This is a genomic window from Bradyrhizobium guangdongense (assembly GCF_006483445.1).
Taxonomy (GTDB): domain Bacteria; phylum Pseudomonadota; class Alphaproteobacteria; order Rhizobiales; family Xanthobacteraceae; genus Bradyrhizobium; species Bradyrhizobium guangdongense_A.
In genome coordinates this window covers 26,005-42,378 of the sequence record NZ_PPPT01000178.1, presented here as the reverse complement: position 1 = coordinate 42,378, position 16,374 = coordinate 26,005, and the positions used below count along the sequence as shown (strand labels likewise).

Here is a 16,374-nt window from a genome sequence, read left to right as displayed (position 1 = left end):
GCGATCGATATCGACGCGCCTTCATCGGCGATGATGCCTGCGATCAGCCCGACGAGCGACTTGCTCGCGGACATGACGATATGAGGCGCGCGCGCTGTAAGGCCGTTGCGATAGCTCTCGTAAACGATGCGCCCCTGATGCAGCACGACGAGCCCGTCCGTATCCGTCGCATCGAGGACGTCGTCGAACCCAAGCGTCCCGCCCTTGCCGTTGGCGAGCCCGAAGCGGTCGAACGCAGACGGCTTTGACGGAAGCGGCATCGGCTGCGACGACGCCGCGATATCGGCGACCGGCAGCAGGCACGGCACGTTGCGAAAGGCCCATCGGTTGTGGGGCGAGTTGCGCCAGTTCGAGAGGTTGGCGGCATCAGGCTCAGATGTGTCGGACATCCCTGCGGTCTCCTGGAAGTCATTATTGAGGCGCAGACTACCCTTCCAGATCCGGACGATCTATCATCGATAGACCTGATTTGATGCGAGATCGTCCGGAATGGACCCGTTAAGCCAAACCATTGCGCTGCTCAGGCCGCGCGGCCTGCTCTGGAAGCAGTTGGAGGCGCGCGGTCCCTGGGGGGCGCGCTTTCCCAGCCATAAAGGTGCAGCGTTTTGCCTGATCGAAAGCGGCCGTTGCTCCCTCGGCTTTCCCGGCCGCGCCCAGCGCGAGCTCAGCGATGGCGATTTCGTCTTTCTCGCCGCCCCGCCCGTCTGGAGCTTGCAGACCGGCGCTGATGTCACTGCGGTGGACTTCACGAGATCAAACACGCCGGCCGATTTCCACACGCACGAGATCGGTGCGAACGACGCAGGACCCCTGCTCCGGCTGCTCGGCGGTCACTTCAGCTTCGACGACACCAACATCGCGCTCGCCCGCCGCGTCCTGCCCGACATCGTCGAGATCAACGCCACGGATACCGCCGCAGCGCGATTGCGCAGCGTGCTCGATGCCATTGCCTATGAAGCAAGATCGCAACGGCCGGGACGCGCGCTCGCACTCGACCGGTTGCTCGAACTGCTGCTGGTCGAGGTGATCCGGAACGACGGTTCGTGGACCTCGGAAATGCGGCCCGGCCTGCTCGCTGGTCTCGCCGATGTCAGGCTCGCGCTGGCGCTCAACGCAGTTCATGCCGAGGTGAAACGGAGCTGGACCGTTGCGCAACTGGCCGAAATCGCCGGGATGTCGCGCTCGGTGTTTGCCGATCGCTTCGCGCGCGTCGTCGGCTTATCGCCGATCGACTATCTCGGGGAATGGCGGATGGCGATAGCCAAGGACATGCTGCGCGCAGGCGAAGCGCGCCTCGCCGAAATCGCGTTCGCATGCGGCTATCAGTCGACGAGCGCGTTCAGCACGGCATTCGCGCGATCGGTGGGTTGCCCACCGTCGCGCTTTGCCGATCGTCAACGCTCAGGCGTTGCGGTATCCCCGCTCACGCCCCATTCAGGAATTGAAGCGGGTCAACCGGATTAGATCCTTTACGGATCTCGAAGTGGAGCTGCGGCGACGCCACTTCACCGGATTGACCCGACTTGGCAATGATCTGGCCACGCTTAATAGTGTCCCCGCGCTTCACCATCAGCTCACTCGCATGGGCATATGCGGTGACGTAGCCGTTGGAGTGCCGAACCAGGATCAGATTGCCGTAACCCTTCAGCTCGTTGCCGGAATAGGCAACGACGCCATCTTCAGCCGCCTTGACCGGCGTGCCCTCCGGCACCGCAACGTTGATGCCGTCATTGGACTTGCCGTTGGTCTTGGCGCCGTAACCGGTGACGACCTTGCCGCGCACGGGCCAGCGGAAGGTCGGCAAGGCGCCGGTCGTTTCCGCAGCCTTGGCCGGTGCCTCGGCAGCGGGCTTCTCTTCGATATTGGTGGTGGCCTGGGCGAGCCGCGCGCTCTGCTGCGGCGCAGGCAGGGCCGCAACCTTCATGGTCGGCGCGGGCGCAGCCGCGGCCGGCTGCAGGGTTGCGGCGACGGGCGCAGCGGCAACCGGTGCAGGTGCAGCGGCAGGCGCAGCCAAGGCGGCGGTTTTGCCGGGGACGTTCAGCTTGGTGCCGAGCTTGAGCTTGGCCGACGGCTCGAGACCGTTGGCGCGCGCGAGCTCAGCGACCGACATGTGATTTTTGCGGGCAATGCTGGCAAGCGTGTCGCCCTTGTTGACGAAGTGAACGCTGGCGGGCGCAGCCGCAACCGGCTTGGCGGCAACGGGCGCGGCCATGACGGGCGCTGCAGCAACCGGTGCCATCGCAGGCGCCGGGGCTGCCGCGGCAGCCTGATGCGGAATGATCAATTGCTGGCCGGGCGAGAGCGCGCGCGGGCCCTTGTAGCCATTGGCAGCAAGGATCGCCTGAGGTGTGACGTGATAGCGCTTGGCGAGCACCTCGAGCGTGTCGCTGGTGCCGACGATGATCGTGGTGCCACCTGCGGGGCGCGCGGCCGCGACCGAGCGCGGCGGCACGGTGCCGGTGGATTCAAGATGAGGCTGCGCCGGCGGCGCATAGGAGCTGACACCACGTCCGCCCCCGGACACCCCGCCCGCGACGGGATAGGACTGCGGCGCGGCGACGGCCGGCGGCGGCAAGGGCTGCGACTGGTAGGCCGGCGCCTGTGTCTGCGGCCGTGCATATTGCGGCAGCTCGCGCTGGACGGGCTGTTGTTGCACCGTGCCGGTCGCTTCCTGGGACGAAAATGGATTTGAGAAGTTGGACTGGGAGAGCCGCGACGACATGTCGGCACTGCACCCCGCAAAACTCAACGAGATCAGCGCCAACACCGCGACATGCGGAACGCGGCGCGAGTAAAGCAACTCGGCAACAGCGGACATGGTTACTCACTCGTACGCAACAGAACTGGTCTTTTAAGTAAACACGCGCCGAGTAAATAACGGCTTAACCCTCCCAATAAGGTGTTGTCCGCACAACCGATCCGGAATTCTACAGCTCGCGGGCCACGCCGGGCAGCGCCGGGACGAAGCGGACGTCGACGAGTTCCTTGCGCTCGATACCCGTCTCCGAGCGTGTCAGGCGGATGAGGGTCTGCACCCCCTGATGCGGCCCGACCGGGGCGATCAGGATGCCGCCGACCTCAAGCCTGTCGATCAGGTTCTGCGGGATCTGCTCCATGGCGGCCGTGACGATGATGCGGTCGAAGGGACCGATATTGGCCGGCAAATTGAGGCCGTCGCCGAGCATCACCTCGACATTGTGGCAGCCGAGCTTCTCCAGCCTGGCGCGCGCCGTGTCGGCGAGCCGGCGGTAGCGCTCGACCGTCAGCACATGGCCCGCAAGCTTCGACAGCACCGCGGCCTGGTAACCCGAGCCCGCGCCGATCTCGAGCACGCGATGCTGCTTCTGGAGCTGGAGCTGCTCGGTCATGTAGGCGACAACGAAGGGCTGGCTGATGGTCTGGCCGCAGGCGATCGGCAGCGCGCTGTCACGGTAGGCATCGTTGCGGTCGGTCTGCTCGACGAACAATTCGCGCGGCACCTCCTCCATGGTGCGCAGCACCGTCTGGTCGCTGATGCCGCGGCGTCTCAGCGTGAGCTGAAACATCATCTTTTCCGGCGGATGCTGATTGCTGGTCATTTTACGCTTGTTTTCGTCTTGCTTTGGAGCCCGGCCGAAGCCGCCTGAATGTTTGCGTCGCAAGGTCGATCGACGACCTGCCGCAGCCGTCGGAATTGCTGTTCCGGCCCAGGAACCCATGATATTCTAGGGCATCGGCGATTTGACCCACAATCTGTGTGCGTAGAGCCGTTACCATCATGGCAGATTGGGGTTCGTCGAAACGCGCATTGTGTCGTATGCCTATATCTGCGAACGTTTAACGGGACGGGCAAGGACTCAAGTGGATGACTGCGACGGGCGGTTCTGTATTCCTCGTTGAAGACGAGGTCATGATCAGGATGATGGTCGCGGACATGCTGGAAGAGCTCGGCTACAAGGTCGCGGCGGAAGCCGGCGACATCGCCGAGGCGATGCGGCTGGCTGAATCCACCGAGTTCGATCTCGCCATTCTCGACGTTAACGTCAACGGCAAGGTGATCTCGCCGGTCGCCGAGATCATCAAGGCCAAGGGCCGCCCCTTCATCTTCGCCACCGGCTACGGGTCCTCGGGCCTGCCCGAGCAGTATCGCGACCGCCCTGCCCTGCAAAAACCGTTTCAGCTCGACGCGCTCGGCAAAACCATCGAAACCGCGCTGCGCGGCGCGTGAGCCCTGCGGCGGCGCGCATCTGCCTGATCCCTCAGGGGATTTCGTAAAATTCGAAAATTTTGAGCCGCCAGCCCGGGCTACTGTGCATGGGGTTGTTTTCGACGCCCTATTTCAGCGTCTCGCCCAGCGCTTCCGAAAACGCCTCGTCGGTGCGGTCGAGCCGCAGCGGCGTCACCGAGATGTAGCGCTCGCGAAGTGCTGCGAGATCGGTGCCTTCGGCCGGCAGATCCATCATCGCGGCGCGCTCGAACCCGATCCAGAAATAGGGATTGCCGCGGCCGTCGCGACGCTCGTCGATCTTGAGGAAGCCGAGATTGCGCTTGCCTTGGCGCGTGACTCGGATGCCGAGAACCTCCTCCGGCGCACAAGCCGGGAAGTTGACGTTGATCACGGTGTTCTTCGGCACGCCGGCGGCGAGCACCTTGCGCAGGATGTCGGGGCCGAATTGCTTTGCGGTCTCCCACAGCGGACGGTCGCGGGTGTCGATCGAAAACTCCTGCGACAGCGCAAATGACGGCAGGCCCAGAATGGTGCCTTCGAGCGCGCCGGCGATGGTGCCGGAATAGACGACATCCTCGGCGACGTTGCGGCCCTTGTTGACGCCCGACAGCACGACGTCGGGCATCGTCGCACCGAGGATGTGGCGCGCGCCCATGATGACGCAATCGGTCGGCGTGCCCCGGACCGCAAAGTGCCGCGGGCCGACCTCGCGCAGGCGCAAGGGATCGTTCAGCGACAGCGAATGCGAGACGCCGGACTGGTCGAGCTCGGGCGCGACCACCCAGACATCCTCGGACAGCGCGCGGGCGATCTCCTCCACGACCTTGAGGCCGGGGGCATGGATGCCGTCGTCATTGGTGCAGAGAATGCGCATGTGCTTCGATTCCAAGGGCCTGGATGGGGGGCGGGTTGGGGGCCGTCTTATCCCCCTCCGCCCGATCAGGCAAACCCGGGAAGCACCGGCTCAGCGCCGGATCCGCCATTGCGGCAGGAACCGCGCCAGTCTGCCCTCGGCCCGCAATTCGAGCGGCGGCCGAGTTACCGGCGGCGGGACTATTGGCATCGCTGCCGGAGGCTCTACGACCTTGGGGGTGATCTTCGGCGGCGCGAGCTTCGACAGCATCGCCATCAGGCTGTCCGTCTCGGCGCTGTCCTTGTCGCTGATCACGCTGGCCTGTGGCCGTTCCACCGTGCGCGGCGCGGGAGGGACCGGTGCTGATATCGAGGCGCTGGCAGCGGGTGCATCACTTTGCGGATGGCGCGTGCGCGCCATGGTCAGCGCCTTGTCAAAATCCTCGACATTGATGCCGGGCTTGGCCCGCCGGCTCTGCACGAAATCGTCGTCCCAGATCCGGGCGCTCTCGATGTCGAGCACGCCGCGCAGACGCTGGTCGACGGCCTGGATGCCGAACCCGGTCACGGCCCATTGTCTGCCGACCCAGAAGATATCGCGATGCAAGGCCATGGTCGGCTCAAACTCTCGGGCAGTCGGCAGGATAGCCGGCCACCCGATCTTCGCAACCGAAGATGACGCTCAGGCGCGCGCGATCACCTTCAGCCCGCCCATATAGGGCTGCAACACGTCGGGAACCGCGATCGAGCCGTCCTCCTGCTGATAGGTCTCCATGACCGCGATCAGCGCGCGACCGAGCGCGGTGCCGGAGCCGTTGAGCGTGTGCACGAAGCGCGGCTTGCCGTCCGGCCCGCGCGAACGCGCATCCATGCGCCGGGCCTGGAAATCGCCGCAGACCGAACAGCTCGAAATCTCGCGGAACGCCCCGCCCTCGCCCTGCCCGGGCATCCAGACCTCGATGTCATAGGTTTTCTGCGACGAGAAACCCATATCTCCGGTGCAGAGCGTCATGACGCGGTAATGCAGGCCGAGACGGCGCAGCACTTCCTCGGCGCAGGCCAGCATGCGCTCCAATTCGTCCTTGCTGGTTTCGGGCGTCGAGATCGAGACCAGCTCGACCTTGGTGAACTGGTGCTGGCGGATCATGCCGCGGGTATCGCGACCCGCAGCACCGGCTTCGGCGCGGAAGCACGGCGTCAGCGCGGTCAGCCGCATCGGCAATTGCTTCTCGTCGAGGATGGACTCGCGGACGAGGTTTGTCAGCGCCACCTCGGCGGTCGGAATGAGGCCGAGACGCTCGGTGCGCAGACGCGCGTCGGGGTCGACGAGCAATTCGCCCTTGATCGCCCAAAACTGGTCGTCCTCGAACTTCGGCAATTGTCCCGTGCCGAACATGATCTCGTTGCGCACCAGCAGCGGCGGATTGATCTCGGTGTAGCCGTGCTCGTCGGTGTGCAGGTTGAGCATGAATTGGCCGAGCGCACGTTCGAGCCGCGCCAGCCCTCGCTTCAGCACCACGAAGCGCGCGCCGGACAATTTCGCCGCCGTCTCAAAATCCATATCGCCGAGCGCGCCGCCGAGATCGTCATGCGGCTTTGGCGTGAAGGCGTAGTTGCGGCGGTTGCCGAAGACGTGACGCTGCACATTGCCGTGCTCGTCGCGGCCCTCGGGCACTTCGGCGAGCGGCAGATTGGGAATCGCCGACAGTTCCTTGGCGAGCTCTTCATCCGCGGCTTTCGCGGCGGCTTCGAGCTCGGGCATGCTGGTCTTGAGCTCGGCCACCTCGGCCATCAGCTTCGCCGCGCGCGCCTCGTCCTTGGCCTTCTTGGCGTCGCCGATCTCCTTGGAGGCCGCGTTGCGCCGGGCCTGGGCCTGCTCGGAGGCCAGGATCGCCGCACGCCGCTTCTCATCGATCGCGAGCAGCGACGCCGACAATGGCTGCAGGCCCCGGCGGGCGAGAGCGGCGTCAAAAGCTTGCGGATTGTCGCGGATCGATTTGATGTCGTGCATGGCTGATGTCCCGTCATGGCCGGGCTTGTCCCGGCCATCCACGTCGTGGCCGCCTTAGATCAAGTCGGGGATGCCCGGGTCAAGCCCGAGCATGACGAATCATCGGCTGGCTTGGTCAATGATAGGCGAAAACGCAGCCCTACTCGGCCGGATTGGCGCTGGACGAGGCGCCGGTCGATGCTTGGGCCGTCGCCTTCTTCTCCACCATCGCAACCGCGATGATCGAGCCCTCATAGAGCACGAGCAAGGGGATCGCGAGCGAGGCCTGGCTCAGCACGTCCGGCGGCGTCAGCACGGCGGCGATGACGAAGGCGACGACGATGAAATAGCGGCGCTTCTCCCGCAGCGTCTTCGCCGTGAGGATGCCGATGCGGCCGAGCAATGTCAGGATCACCGGCAACTGGAACGCGATGCCGAAGGCAAAGATCAGCGACATCATCAGCGACAGATATTCGCCGACCTTGGGCAGGAGTTGGATCTGCGCGGTCTCGTCACTGCCGGTCTGCTGCATGCCGAGCGAGAAGCGGATCAGCATCGGCAGCACGACGAAATAGACCAGCATCGCGCCGAGCACGAAGAAGAAAGGTGTTGCCACGAGATACGGCAGGAACGCCTGCTTCTCGTGCTTGTAGAGGCCGGGCGCCACGAACATGTAGACTTGGCCGGCCACGATCGGGAACGAGATGAAGGCGGCGCCAAACATCGCGAGCTTGAGCTGCGTGATGAAGTATTCCAGTAGCGCCGTGTAGATGAACTTGGAATTCTCCGGCCCGGCAACGAACACGAACGGCCAGACCAGCACGTTGTAGATCTGCTTGGCGAAGAAGAAGCAGAGAATGAAGGCAATGCCAAAGCCGAGCAACGCCTTGATCAGCCGCGACCGCAGCTCGATCAAATGGTCCATCAAGGGCGCTTTACTGGCCTCGATATCGGCGTCGGTCATGACGCTTTGGCATCCTTCAGCGCCTCGGCGGGCGCGGTATCCTGTGCCACGGCGGCCTGCTCGACCTCGCGGACGATCGCGAGCGGCTCATTGGCCGCCGCATGCGCCTCTGCTTCGACGAAGGTCGTGGGCGTCGGGGCTTCCGGTGTCGTGGGGGTCGTCGGCGGCTCGATCGCGGGCGTCGCGGACGACGTCTCCGCCGGCTTGTCGATGTCGTCGATCCGGAGGGAGTCGCTGACGTCCTTCTGGAGCGCAGTCATGACATTGCCGCTGGCAAGGCCGGTGGCGACGTCCTTGACCTCATCAAAGCTCTTCTTGAGGTCGGCCATCTCGGCCTCGCGCATCGCTTCCTGGAACTGGCCCTGGAATTCGCCTGCCATCTTGCGGGCCTTGCCCATCCACTGGCCGACCATGCGAAGAACGCCCGGAAGCTCCTTCGGGCCGATGGCAATCAGCGCGACAACCGCGATGACGACCAGTTCACTCCACCCGATGTCGAACATGAAGTCTTCCGTTCACGCATGCCGCCGACACGCCCAATCCTTCCACTTCAAGGATCGGGCCGCGCCGCGCGTCTGCTGTCTTGTGCTCAGACGGCCTTGCTGCCGACGTCCGTCCGGGCCGCCGTCGGCGCACCGGTGTGCTCGATGGACTTGGCCGGATCAGCCGGCTTGTCGGCGGCCTTGTCGTCGTCCTGCATGCCCTTCTTGAAGGCCTTGATACCCTGGGCGACGTCGCCCATCAGGTCCGAAATCTTGCCACGGCCGAACAGCAGCAGGACCACTGCGATCACCACGATCCAGTGCCAAATGCTAAGCGAACCCATCCTGCAACCCTCCAAACGCGATAGCTGGCGCCCCAGCCTGATCTCCCCGAAACCTAGGCTCCGCGGGTGTCAAAAACAAGGACCAAGGGCGTGCCAATTCGCTGCTGGCACTAGGTAATATCGCCTAGTGTTAACCGGCGCAGGGGGCGGCAGAACGGCCCGGAATCAGCCCTCGCCGCCCTCATTGCCGCCTTCCGGCTCCTCCGGCTCGACCGCGGGCGCGAGCGCCAGGTCGAGCTCGTCGCCGGGTTCCAGCGGATCCTCGTCCTCGCGCAGCTCCGGATCATCCGACGGGGTCGGCACGCTAAAGCCAGTGGGAAGCCGGGAATCCAGCAGGCCCGTGCCCTTCAGCTCCTCCAGGCCTGGCAGGTCGCCGAGCTGTTCCAGCGTGAACTGGGACAGGAAGGTATCCGTCGTGCCGAAGGTGAGCGGACGGCCCGGCGTCTTGCGACGGCCGCGCGGCTTGATCCAGCCGGTCTCGAGCAGCACGTCCAGCGTCCCCTTCGAGGTCACCACGCCACGGATCTCTTCGATTTCGGCCCGCGTCACCGGCTGGTGATAGGCGATGATCGCCAGCACCTCGATCGCCGCGCGCGACAGGCGGCGGGTCTCGGTGCTCTCGCGCGTCATCAGCCAGGCGAGATCGCCGGCGGTGCGGAACGTCCATTTGTTGGCGACGCGTACGAGGTTGACGCCGCGCGTGGCGTACTCGGCCTGCAACTGCGCAAGAGCGGCCTTCACGTCTACGCCGTCAGGCATCCGCTTGGCGAGCGTTGCGGTATCCAGCGGTTCGCTCGAGGCAAACAGCAGCGCTTCGAGAAGCCTCAACTCTTCGGGACGCGCCTGGGGCTCGTTGTCCATCGGCTCGACCTCTTCAACCCGAACTTCCGCCAAGGCCATGGCAGCTTCTCCTTCTTGCACTTAACTCACCGGCGCATCAGGCGCAGGGACTGCGTCTGGCACCGGTTTGTGCCGCCCCTTCCGGAAATAGAGGGGGGCAAACGCCTCTTTCTGATTCAGCTCCAACTGGCCTTCCCGCACGAGTTCGAGTGCGGCGGCGAAGCTCGAGGCAAATACGGTGGCGCGCTGCGAGGGATCGGCGACGTAGCGCATCAAATAATCGTCGAGAGAACCCCAGTCTTCCGATTCCGTGATGCCGCCGACCAGCCGCTCCAGCGAGGCGCGCGCTTCGGCGAGCGACCACACCGTGCGCTTGGCAAGGTGCACGCTGGCCAGCACGCGCGACTGCCGCTGCGCGGCGTAAGCCGTGAGCAGGTCGTAGAGCGTCGCCGTGTATTTGGGGTGCCTGATCTCGGCGATGGCTTCGGGCTCGCCGCGCGGAAAGATGTCGCGCATCAATTGCTGCCGGTTCATCAGCCGGTTTGCGGCCTCGCGAATGGCCTCCAGGCGGCGCAAACGGTTGGCGAGCGCGGTCGCCATTTCCTCGGCGCTCGGCCCCTCCGCGCTCGGCGGCTCCGGCAGTAGCAGGCGCGACTTCAGGAACGCGAGCCAGGCCGCCATCACGAGATAGTCGGCCGCAAGCTCGAGCCGGATTTTTCGCGCGGCTTCGATGAAGTGCAGATACTGATCCGCAAGCGCGAGGATCGAGATCTTTGCGAGATCGACCTTCTGATTGCGCGCCAGCGCAAGCAAGAGGTCGAGCGGGCCTTCATAGCCCTCGACATCGACGACCAGCGCCGGTTCGCCGTCGGCGAGCTCGGCGGGCCGCCCGGTTTCAAACGATAGGATCTCTGCGGTCATGCGGTTGCCGTGTTCGCTCTTGCGATCAGTGCGTCGACTTCGGTGCGAGCGGCGACCCGATCGAGCGGCTGGGGCGCCTTACGCCCTGCAAGTGCCCGGTTGGCCCGCTCCAGCGCCTTCCCCGTCAATTCGGGCGTTTGGCTGACGACGTCACGCATCTCGTCGATATTACCGTTGCAATGCAGGACCATGTCGCAGCCGGCCGACACGATGGCCCGGGTCCGCTCGGCAATGGTTCCGGCCAATGCGTTCATGGACACGTCATCACTCATCAACAAACCCTGGAACCCGATCGCGCCGCGAATCACCTGCTCGATCATTGTCGCAGATGTCGTCGCCGGATGGGCGGGGTCGACCGCGCTAAACACAACATGTGCAGTCATGGCCATCGGCAGATCCGACAGCGGCTTGAACGCCGCAAAGTCGGTCCGCATCAGCTCGTCTCGGGACGTATCGACGGTCGGCAGCTTGAAATGGGTGTCCGCCGTGGCCCGTCCATGGCCGGGAATGTGCTTGAGAACCGGCAGCACGCCGCCCTGTTCCAGGCCTTCCGTCACGGCCCGGGCAATGGCCGCGACCTTGCCCGGCTCCGTTCCATAGGCGCGGTTACCGATCACGGCGTCGGCCCCGGCGACCGGGACGTCAGCCAGCGGCAGGCAGTCGACGGTGATGCCGAGATCGAGGAGATCGGCCGCGATCAGCCGGGCACTCAGCCGCGCCGCCGTCAGGCCCAGGGCCGAATCAATGTCGTAAAGCGTCGAGAACACCGCCCCCGGCGGGTAGACCGGCCAGTGCGGTGGTCCCAGGCGCTGCACCCGCCCGCCCTCCTGGTCGATCAGGACCGGGGCGTCGGGGGCACCGGCGGCATTGCGTAGTTCGCCAACAAGGGCAGCCACTTGGCCAGGAGTAACGACATTCCTCTTGAAGAGGATGAAGCCCCATGGCCGCTCGGCGCGGATGAACGCCCGCTCCTCGGCGGTCAATTCGGGTCCGGATACGCCGGTGATGAAGGCCCGCGTGCTCATCGACGCCGATTATCCGCACCCCGTGAGGGGGTCAAGGAAACGGCCGAATATTCTACGGGATAAAGCACTGCCCGCCGGCGGCCTTCAGCTCGGTACAGAACTGTGCAGCCTCCTGGCGGGTCCGGTACGGCCCGACCATCGCGCGGTACTTGACCTTGCCGTCCACCTCGACCCGCTTGATCACCGGCGAGCGCGAGCCGAGCACCGATGCGTATTTACCTTGCGCCACGTGGAAAGCGGAACGCGCTGCGGCCTCGCTGTCCTGGGACGCGATCGACACCAGCACAGTGCCTCCGCTATCAGCAGGTGCCGCGCTGGGCGCGATCTGCGTCGGAGTGGTCGCGGCCATCCGGGTCGGCGGCGGCGCAGCCGGCTGGTCGGCCTGCGGAGCCAGCGAGAGCGGCTGGTTGGCGCTCGCATTGGCCGAGGTTGGTGGATTGCGGGAAGCGGCCGGCGCAGGCGCGGCCTTGGGTGCAGCGGCCTGTTTCGGCGCCGCGGCCCCTTGCGGCGCAGCGGCGTCGTTCTGGTCACCCTTCACCGCCAGCGTGCGGATGCGGCGCGGCTCGTTGTTCGGCAGCGTTCCGTTGCTCGGGGCGGCACCGGCGACCGGCGGCGGCACCGTGGATGGCGAGACGCTCGCGACCGGCGGCGGATTGGCATTCTGGTTCAGCGGCGGGAACACGACGCGCGGACCGCCCGCCTTGGCGTTGACGTCGATCGGCGCCTCCTCGCGGGGCACGATCTTCTCGGTGCCATCGCCAGTCACCATGCGATCCGGCACCTTGGCCGAGCCGTCGCTCGGCGCCGGCACGATCTTGGTCGGCGTGTTGTCGGCCTTGATGATCGGCGGCTCGCCGCTGCGCGGTGATCCCATATAGGTCTTGTAGGCGAAGGCGCCGCCTGTGCCGACCACGGCGAGCGCGAGGATCGCCGCAACGGTGATCAAGCCGCCGCGCTGCTTCTTCGGCGGCTCGTCCTCGAGTTCGTCCTCGGGATAATCGCTCTGATAGGCGTAAGGGTCATCCGGGTAGGACGGATCGCGCTGATAGTCCTGCGCGCCTGATTCAAGCTGGCCATACAGCGCGTCGTCATAGCGCGCCGGATCGGGCTGCGCATCCTGCTCGGCATAGGCCTGCGGCTGCGAATGGTATTCGGGCTCGGGGGCCGCGTGCTGGGTGGAATAGCGCTGCAGCGGATGCACGGCCGCGGGCTGATAATCCTGCTGCTGCGGAAGCGGCGCCGGCTGTGCCTGCACATTGGCGCGACGCATCCACGCCGGCGGTCCGGGCGGCGGCGGCGTCTCTTCGTAGCTGTCCTGATAATCCTGCGCGGCGTAGCTGTCCTGTGCGTAGTCTTGCGCGTGGTGTTGCGCATAATCCTGTGCCGGCGGCTGATAGGCTTCCGGTGCGGGAGTTGACGGAGGTCGTGCAGCCGGACGGGCCTGGCTACCGAACGGATCGGTCTGCCCGATCAGGCGCGCGAGCTCGGCCAAGGGATCGCTATCCGTCCGCCCATGCTGATCGCCGCCGCGACCATAGTCATCGGAAGGATACGGTCTGTCCTGATATCGATCGGCCATCGTGATGATGCGTCCCCTTCGGGAAAACCACTCAGCCCCCTCTAGGACTTCAAATGGCCTTCACCCACAAGGCTTTCAACCAAGTCGCATAACTTAAGCGATCCGGCTTCTGCCGGTTACCCCCGAATATCCACGTAAGTAGTTCGCCCCAAACTACCGCATCTCGTCCGGGGCATGGACGCCGAGTATGGCGAGGCCCGATGCCAGGACCGAGACGACGCCCTGGACCATGGCCAGCCGCGCCTTTGTAAGCTCTGCATCATTATTGATAATGAAGCGTAAATGTGGCTGATCACGCCCCTTCGTCCAAAGTGCATGAAATTCGCTGGCTAAATCATAGAGATAAAAGGCAATTCGGTGCGGCTCGTGAGCTGCCGCCGCGGCTTCCAGCGTCCGCGGATAAATTGCGAGCCGCTTCAAGAGGTCGAGTTCGGCCGGGTCCGACAGGCGTTCCAGCGCCGACTCACGGAGCCATGCAATGCGGGCGCCCGCCTCCTCCGGCAGCTCGGCGAAGACCTCGGCCCGGGCGTTGCGGAAGATCGAGTGGCCGCGGGCATGGCCGTACTGCACGTAAAACACCGGATTGTCGCGCGACTGCTCGATGACCTTGGCGAGGTCGAAATCCAGCACCGCATCATTCTTGCGGTAGAGCATCATGAAGCGGACGGCGTCTTTGCCGACCTCATCCACCACCTCACGCAATGTGACGAAGTCCCCGCTCCGCTTGGACATCTTCACCGGCTCGCCGTTGCGCAAGAGCTTCACGAGCTGAACAATCTTGACGTCGAGCGCGGCCTTGGCCGACGTGGTGGCCTTCACCGCCGCCTGCATGCGCTTGATGTAGCCGCCATGGTCGGCCCCCCACACGTCGATCAGGTCGGCAAAACCGCGATCGAACTTGTTCTTGTGATAGGCGATGTCGGAGGCGAAGTAGGTATAGCTGTTGTCCGACTTGATCAGCGGACGATCGACATCGTCGCCATAGGCGGTGGCCCGGAACAGGAGCTGCTCGCGGTCTTCCCAATCCTCGACCGGCGCGCCCTTCGGCGGCGGCAGGCGGCCTTCGTAGATGTCGCCCTTGTCCTGCAGGAACGCGATCGTCTCGGCGACCTTGTTGTTGCCGCCCTCGATCAGCGAGCGCTCCGAGAAGAACACGTCGTGACGTATGTTCAGCGCCGCGAGATCGTCCTTGATCTCGTCCATCATCATCGCGATCGCCTTGGCGCGAACCGTCGGCAGCCATTGCGCCTCGCTCATCGTGCGGAGCTTGTCGCCATGCTCTTTCGCGAGCGCCGCGCCGACCGGCTTCAAATAGTCGCCGGGATAAAGCCCTTCCGGGATCGCGCCGATGTCTTCGCCAAGCGCCTCGCGATACCTGAGGAACGCGGAGCGCGCGAGCACGTCGACCTGCGCGCCGGCATCGTTGATGTAATATTCGCGCGTGACGTCGTGGCCGGCGAACTGCAACAGGCTCGCCAGCGCGTCGCCGAACACGGCGCCGCGGCAGTGGCCGACATGCATCGGCCCGGTCGGGTTGGCCGAGACGTATTCGACATTGACCTTGGAGCGGCCGGTGAGTTTGCCGTAGTCGGGCCCCTCCCGCAGCACAGTGCCGAGCGCTTCGGCCCAGGCGGATGGCCTGAGCGTCAGATTGATGAAGCCGGGTCCGGCGACGTCGACCTTCGCGATCAGGGCGTCGCTGCGCAGCTTGTCGGCGATCTTTTCGGCGAGATCGCGCGGCTTCGCCTTGGCCTCTTTCGCAAGCACCATCGCGGCGTTGGTCGCCATGTCGCCATGGGTCGCATCGCGCGGCGGCTCGACGACCACACGGGCGAAATCGATCCCCTCCGGCCAGCCGGATTCGGCCGCCAGAACGCGGCAAACGGCGTGCACGCGTGCGAGCACGTCGGCGAAGAGATGCAGGGATGAGGATGTGTCGGCCATGGGCCGCCGCCTAACGCAAATCCGGGGTCAAGTCAAAGAGCCGCTGGTGCTCGGTCAGGGCGAAACGGTCGGTCATTCCGGCAATGAAATTGCCGATCCGGCGCGCCCTGTCAGCCTCGCTTTCGTCCGCCGCACCGGCCAGCCATTCCGGCGGCAGGTCGCCGGGCGATGTCTGGTAACGGGCGAACAGGTCGAACAGGATCTGCTCGGCGTCGGCCATCACCCGCACCACCCGCTTGTGGCGGTACATGTGCTGATACAGGAACGCCTTGATGGCCGCCTCCTGCTCCGCGGCTGCCGCCGGGAAGCCGATCAGCGCCCGCCTCTGCTGGCGCACGTCCTGGGCCGATTGCGGCTTGGCCTCCGACAGGTTCCGCTCGGCCTCGCCAAAGACGGCACCGATGAAATGCGAGATCAGCTCGCGCACCAGTTCCGCCCCGCGCCGGTCATCGTCCAGGTCGGGATATTGCGCGCCGATCGCGCCGATGATGTCGGACATCAGCGGCATCACCTTCAGATCGTCGACGCGGAACAGCCCTGCCCGCAAGCCATCGTCGATGTCGTGGGCGTCATAAGCGATGTCGTCGGCAACGGCTGCGATCTGCGCCTCCAGCGACGCGAAGCTCCAGAGCTCGAGATCGTAGGTCTTGTCGAAACTGGCGATGCCGACGGGCACGCCGTGCTCGCGGTAGCGGCCAATCGGCGCGCCTTCACGATCGGTCAGCGGGCCGTTGTGCTTGACGATGCCTTCGAGCGATTCCCAGGTCAGATTGAGGCCGTCGAACTCGGGATAGCGATGCTCGAGCGCGGTAACGACGCGCAGGGTCTGTGCGTTGTGATCGAAGCCGCCAAAATCTTTCAGGCAGGCGTCCAGCGCTCGCTCACCGGCGTGGCCGAACGGCGGGTGGCCGAGGTCATGGGCGAGCGCCAATGTCTCGGTGAGGTCTTCATCAAGCCCCAACTGCCGGGCCAGCGCGCGGGCGATCTGCGCGACCTCCAGCGAATGGGTCAGCCGGGTCCTATAATGATCGCCCTCGTGGAACACGAAGACCTGGGTCTTGTACTTGAGGCGGCGGAAGGCGGTGGAATGGATCACCCGGTCGCAATCCCGCCGGAATGGGCTCCGGGTCCGGCTCGGCGGCTCCGTAAACAGCCGGCCGCGGCTGGACTCGGGGTCGCAGGCATAGGGCGCGCGGGGGGCAGCCATTCCGACGGACACGGCGAAT

General features: G+C 65.2%; 16 protein-coding genes and 1 pseudogene. 2 read left to right on the top strand and 15 right to left on the bottom strand.

Going from position 1 to position 16,374, the window contains the following annotated elements; genetic code table 11:
* Positions 1-389 (bottom strand): annotated as a pseudogene (locus C2U70_RS25010) (serine hydrolase domain-containing protein); the annotation flags it as partial.
* Between the two features lie 100 nt (positions 390-489).
* Here C2U70_RS25010 and C2U70_RS25005 point away from each other — a divergent pair.
* Positions 490-1,464 (top strand): AraC family transcriptional regulator, encoded by a 975-nt coding sequence (locus C2U70_RS25005; protein WP_140981296.1) that lies wholly within the window; start codon positions 490-492, stop codon positions 1,462-1,464.
* Here the strand turns inward: C2U70_RS25005 and C2U70_RS25000 are convergent.
* Together C2U70_RS25000 and C2U70_RS24995 are read right to left on the bottom strand one after the other, a co-directional pair.
* On the bottom strand, positions 1,424-2,818 hold the full coding sequence (locus tag C2U70_RS25000) for a LysM peptidoglycan-binding domain-containing M23 family metallopeptidase (RefSeq protein ID WP_140981295.1): 1,395 nt from the start codon (positions 2,816-2,818) through the stop codon (positions 1,424-1,426). The genes C2U70_RS25005 and C2U70_RS25000 overlap by 41 nt on opposite strands.
* Positions 2,819-2,927: 109 nt before the next feature.
* Positions 2,928-3,578, bottom strand: coding sequence for a protein-L-isoaspartate(D-aspartate) O-methyltransferase (locus tag C2U70_RS24995; RefSeq protein ID WP_140981294.1), 651 nt, complete (start codon positions 3,576-3,578; stop codon positions 2,928-2,930).
* Positions 3,579-3,844: 266 nt separating this feature from the next.
* Between C2U70_RS24995 and C2U70_RS24990 the strand changes: the two genes are divergently transcribed.
* Positions 3,845-4,207: a response regulator gene (locus C2U70_RS24990; RefSeq protein WP_140981293.1), complete on the top strand. Its 363-nt coding sequence runs from the start codon at positions 3,845-3,847 to the stop codon at positions 4,205-4,207.
* A 106-nt stretch (positions 4,208-4,313) separates the two neighbouring features.
* On the opposite strand, the gene surE is transcribed toward C2U70_RS24990, so the two are convergent.
* The 12 genes from surE to C2U70_RS24925 form a co-directional block, all read right to left on the bottom strand.
* On the bottom strand, positions 4,314-5,081 hold the full coding sequence (surE, locus tag C2U70_RS24985; RefSeq protein ID WP_186294453.1) for a 5'/3'-nucleotidase SurE: 768 nt from the start codon (positions 5,079-5,081) through the stop codon (positions 4,314-4,316).
* 90 nt (positions 5,082-5,171) lie between these two features.
* Entirely contained in the window at positions 5,172-5,672 is a 501-nt protein-coding gene (locus tag C2U70_RS33890; RefSeq protein ID WP_433960705.1) for a hypothetical protein, read from the bottom strand.
* Positions 5,673-5,741: 69 nt separating this feature from the next.
* Positions 5,742-7,070 carry a serine--tRNA ligase gene (gene serS / locus C2U70_RS24975; RefSeq protein WP_140981291.1) on the bottom strand — a complete coding sequence of 443 codons (1,329 nt, stop codon included), beginning with the start codon at positions 7,068-7,070 and terminating at the stop codon, positions 5,742-5,744.
* Positions 7,071-7,209: 139 nt separating this feature from the next.
* Positions 7,210-8,013, bottom strand: coding sequence for a twin-arginine translocase subunit TatC (gene tatC, locus C2U70_RS24970; RefSeq protein ID WP_140981290.1), 804 nt, complete (start codon positions 8,011-8,013; stop codon positions 7,210-7,212).
* The gene (gene tatB, locus C2U70_RS24965) at positions 8,010-8,516 is read right to left on the bottom strand and encodes a Sec-independent protein translocase protein TatB (protein ID WP_140981289.1); all 507 of its coding nucleotides are present in this window, start codon (positions 8,514-8,516) and stop codon (positions 8,010-8,012) included. The genes tatC and tatB overlap by 4 nt, the downstream gene beginning before the upstream one ends.
* Positions 8,517-8,602: 86 nt before the next feature.
* The gene (locus tag C2U70_RS24960) at positions 8,603-8,839 is read right to left on the bottom strand and encodes a twin-arginine translocase TatA/TatE family subunit (protein ID WP_140981288.1); all 237 of its coding nucleotides are present in this window, start codon (positions 8,837-8,839) and stop codon (positions 8,603-8,605) included.
* A 165-nt stretch (positions 8,840-9,004) separates the two neighbouring features.
* A complete protein-coding gene (scpB, locus tag C2U70_RS24955) occupies positions 9,005-9,739 on the bottom strand; it encodes an SMC-Scp complex subunit ScpB (RefSeq protein WP_186294452.1) in 735 nt (244 codons plus the stop codon).
* A 21-nt stretch (positions 9,740-9,760) separates the two neighbouring features.
* On the bottom strand, positions 9,761-10,600 hold the full coding sequence (locus C2U70_RS24950) for a segregation and condensation protein A (protein WP_140981286.1): 840 nt from the start codon (positions 10,598-10,600) through the stop codon (positions 9,761-9,763).
* Positions 10,597-11,625 carry a beta-N-acetylhexosaminidase gene (gene nagZ, locus C2U70_RS24945; protein ID WP_140981285.1) on the bottom strand — a complete coding sequence of 343 codons (1,029 nt, stop codon included), beginning with the start codon at positions 11,623-11,625 and terminating at the stop codon, positions 10,597-10,599. Before nagZ ends, C2U70_RS24950 begins: the two co-directional genes overlap by 4 nt.
* A 52-nt stretch (positions 11,626-11,677) precedes the next feature.
* Entirely contained in the window at positions 11,678-13,204 is a 1,527-nt protein-coding gene (locus C2U70_RS24940; protein WP_140981284.1) for an SPOR domain-containing protein, read from the bottom strand.
* A gap of 153 nt (positions 13,205-13,357) precedes the next feature.
* Positions 13,358-15,148, bottom strand: coding sequence for an arginine--tRNA ligase (gene argS / locus C2U70_RS24930; RefSeq protein ID WP_186294451.1), 1,791 nt, complete (start codon positions 15,146-15,148; stop codon positions 13,358-13,360).
* Between the two features lie 10 nt (positions 15,149-15,158).
* Complete coding sequence (locus tag C2U70_RS24925; protein WP_140981282.1) at positions 15,159-16,367, bottom strand: deoxyguanosinetriphosphate triphosphohydrolase; 1,209 nt, start codon at positions 16,365-16,367, stop codon at positions 15,159-15,161.
* Positions 16,368-16,374 lie beyond the last annotated feature (7 nt).

Bases quoted from the DNA above. Each gene is read 5' to 3' on its own strand.
- C2U70_RS25005 (WP_140981296.1), top strand. From the start codon at position 490: ATGGACCCGTTAAGCCAAACCATTGCGCTGCTCAGGCCGCGCGGCCTG.
- C2U70_RS25000 (WP_140981295.1), bottom strand. From the start codon at position 2,818: ATGTCCGCTGTTGCCGAGTTGCTTTACTCGCGCCGCGTTCCGCATGTC.
- C2U70_RS24995 (WP_140981294.1), bottom strand. From the start codon at position 3,578: ATGACCAGCAATCAGCATCCGCCGGAAAAGATGATGTTTCAGCTCACG.
- C2U70_RS24990 (WP_140981293.1), top strand. From the start codon at position 3,845: ATGACTGCGACGGGCGGTTCTGTATTCCTCGTTGAAGACGAGGTCATG.
- surE (WP_186294453.1), bottom strand. From the start codon at position 5,081: ATGCGCATTCTCTGCACCAATGACGACGGCATCCATGCCCCCGGCCTC.
- C2U70_RS33890 (WP_433960705.1), bottom strand. From the start codon at position 5,672: ATGGCCTTGCATCGCGATATCTTCTGGGTCGGCAGACAATGGGCCGTG.
- serS (WP_140981291.1), bottom strand. From the start codon at position 7,070: ATGCACGACATCAAATCGATCCGCGACAATCCGCAAGCTTTTGACGCC.
- tatC (WP_140981290.1), bottom strand. From the start codon at position 8,013: ATGACCGACGCCGATATCGAGGCCAGTAAAGCGCCCTTGATGGACCAT.
- tatB (WP_140981289.1), bottom strand. From the start codon at position 8,516: ATGTTCGACATCGGGTGGAGTGAACTGGTCGTCATCGCGGTTGTCGCG.
- C2U70_RS24960 (WP_140981288.1), bottom strand. From the start codon at position 8,839: ATGGGTTCGCTTAGCATTTGGCACTGGATCGTGGTGATCGCAGTGGTC.
- scpB (WP_186294452.1), bottom strand. From the start codon at position 9,739: ATGGCCTTGGCGGAAGTTCGGGTTGAAGAGGTCGAGCCGATGGACAAC.
- C2U70_RS24950 (WP_140981286.1), bottom strand. From the start codon at position 10,600: ATGACCGCAGAGATCCTATCGTTTGAAACCGGGCGGCCCGCCGAGCTC.
- nagZ (WP_140981285.1), bottom strand. From the start codon at position 11,625: ATGAGCACGCGGGCCTTCATCACCGGCGTATCCGGACCCGAATTGACC.
- C2U70_RS24940 (WP_140981284.1), bottom strand. From the start codon at position 13,204: ATGGCCGATCGATATCAGGACAGACCGTATCCTTCCGATGACTATGGT.
- argS (WP_186294451.1), bottom strand. From the start codon at position 15,148: ATGGCCGACACATCCTCATCCCTGCATCTCTTCGCCGACGTGCTCGCA.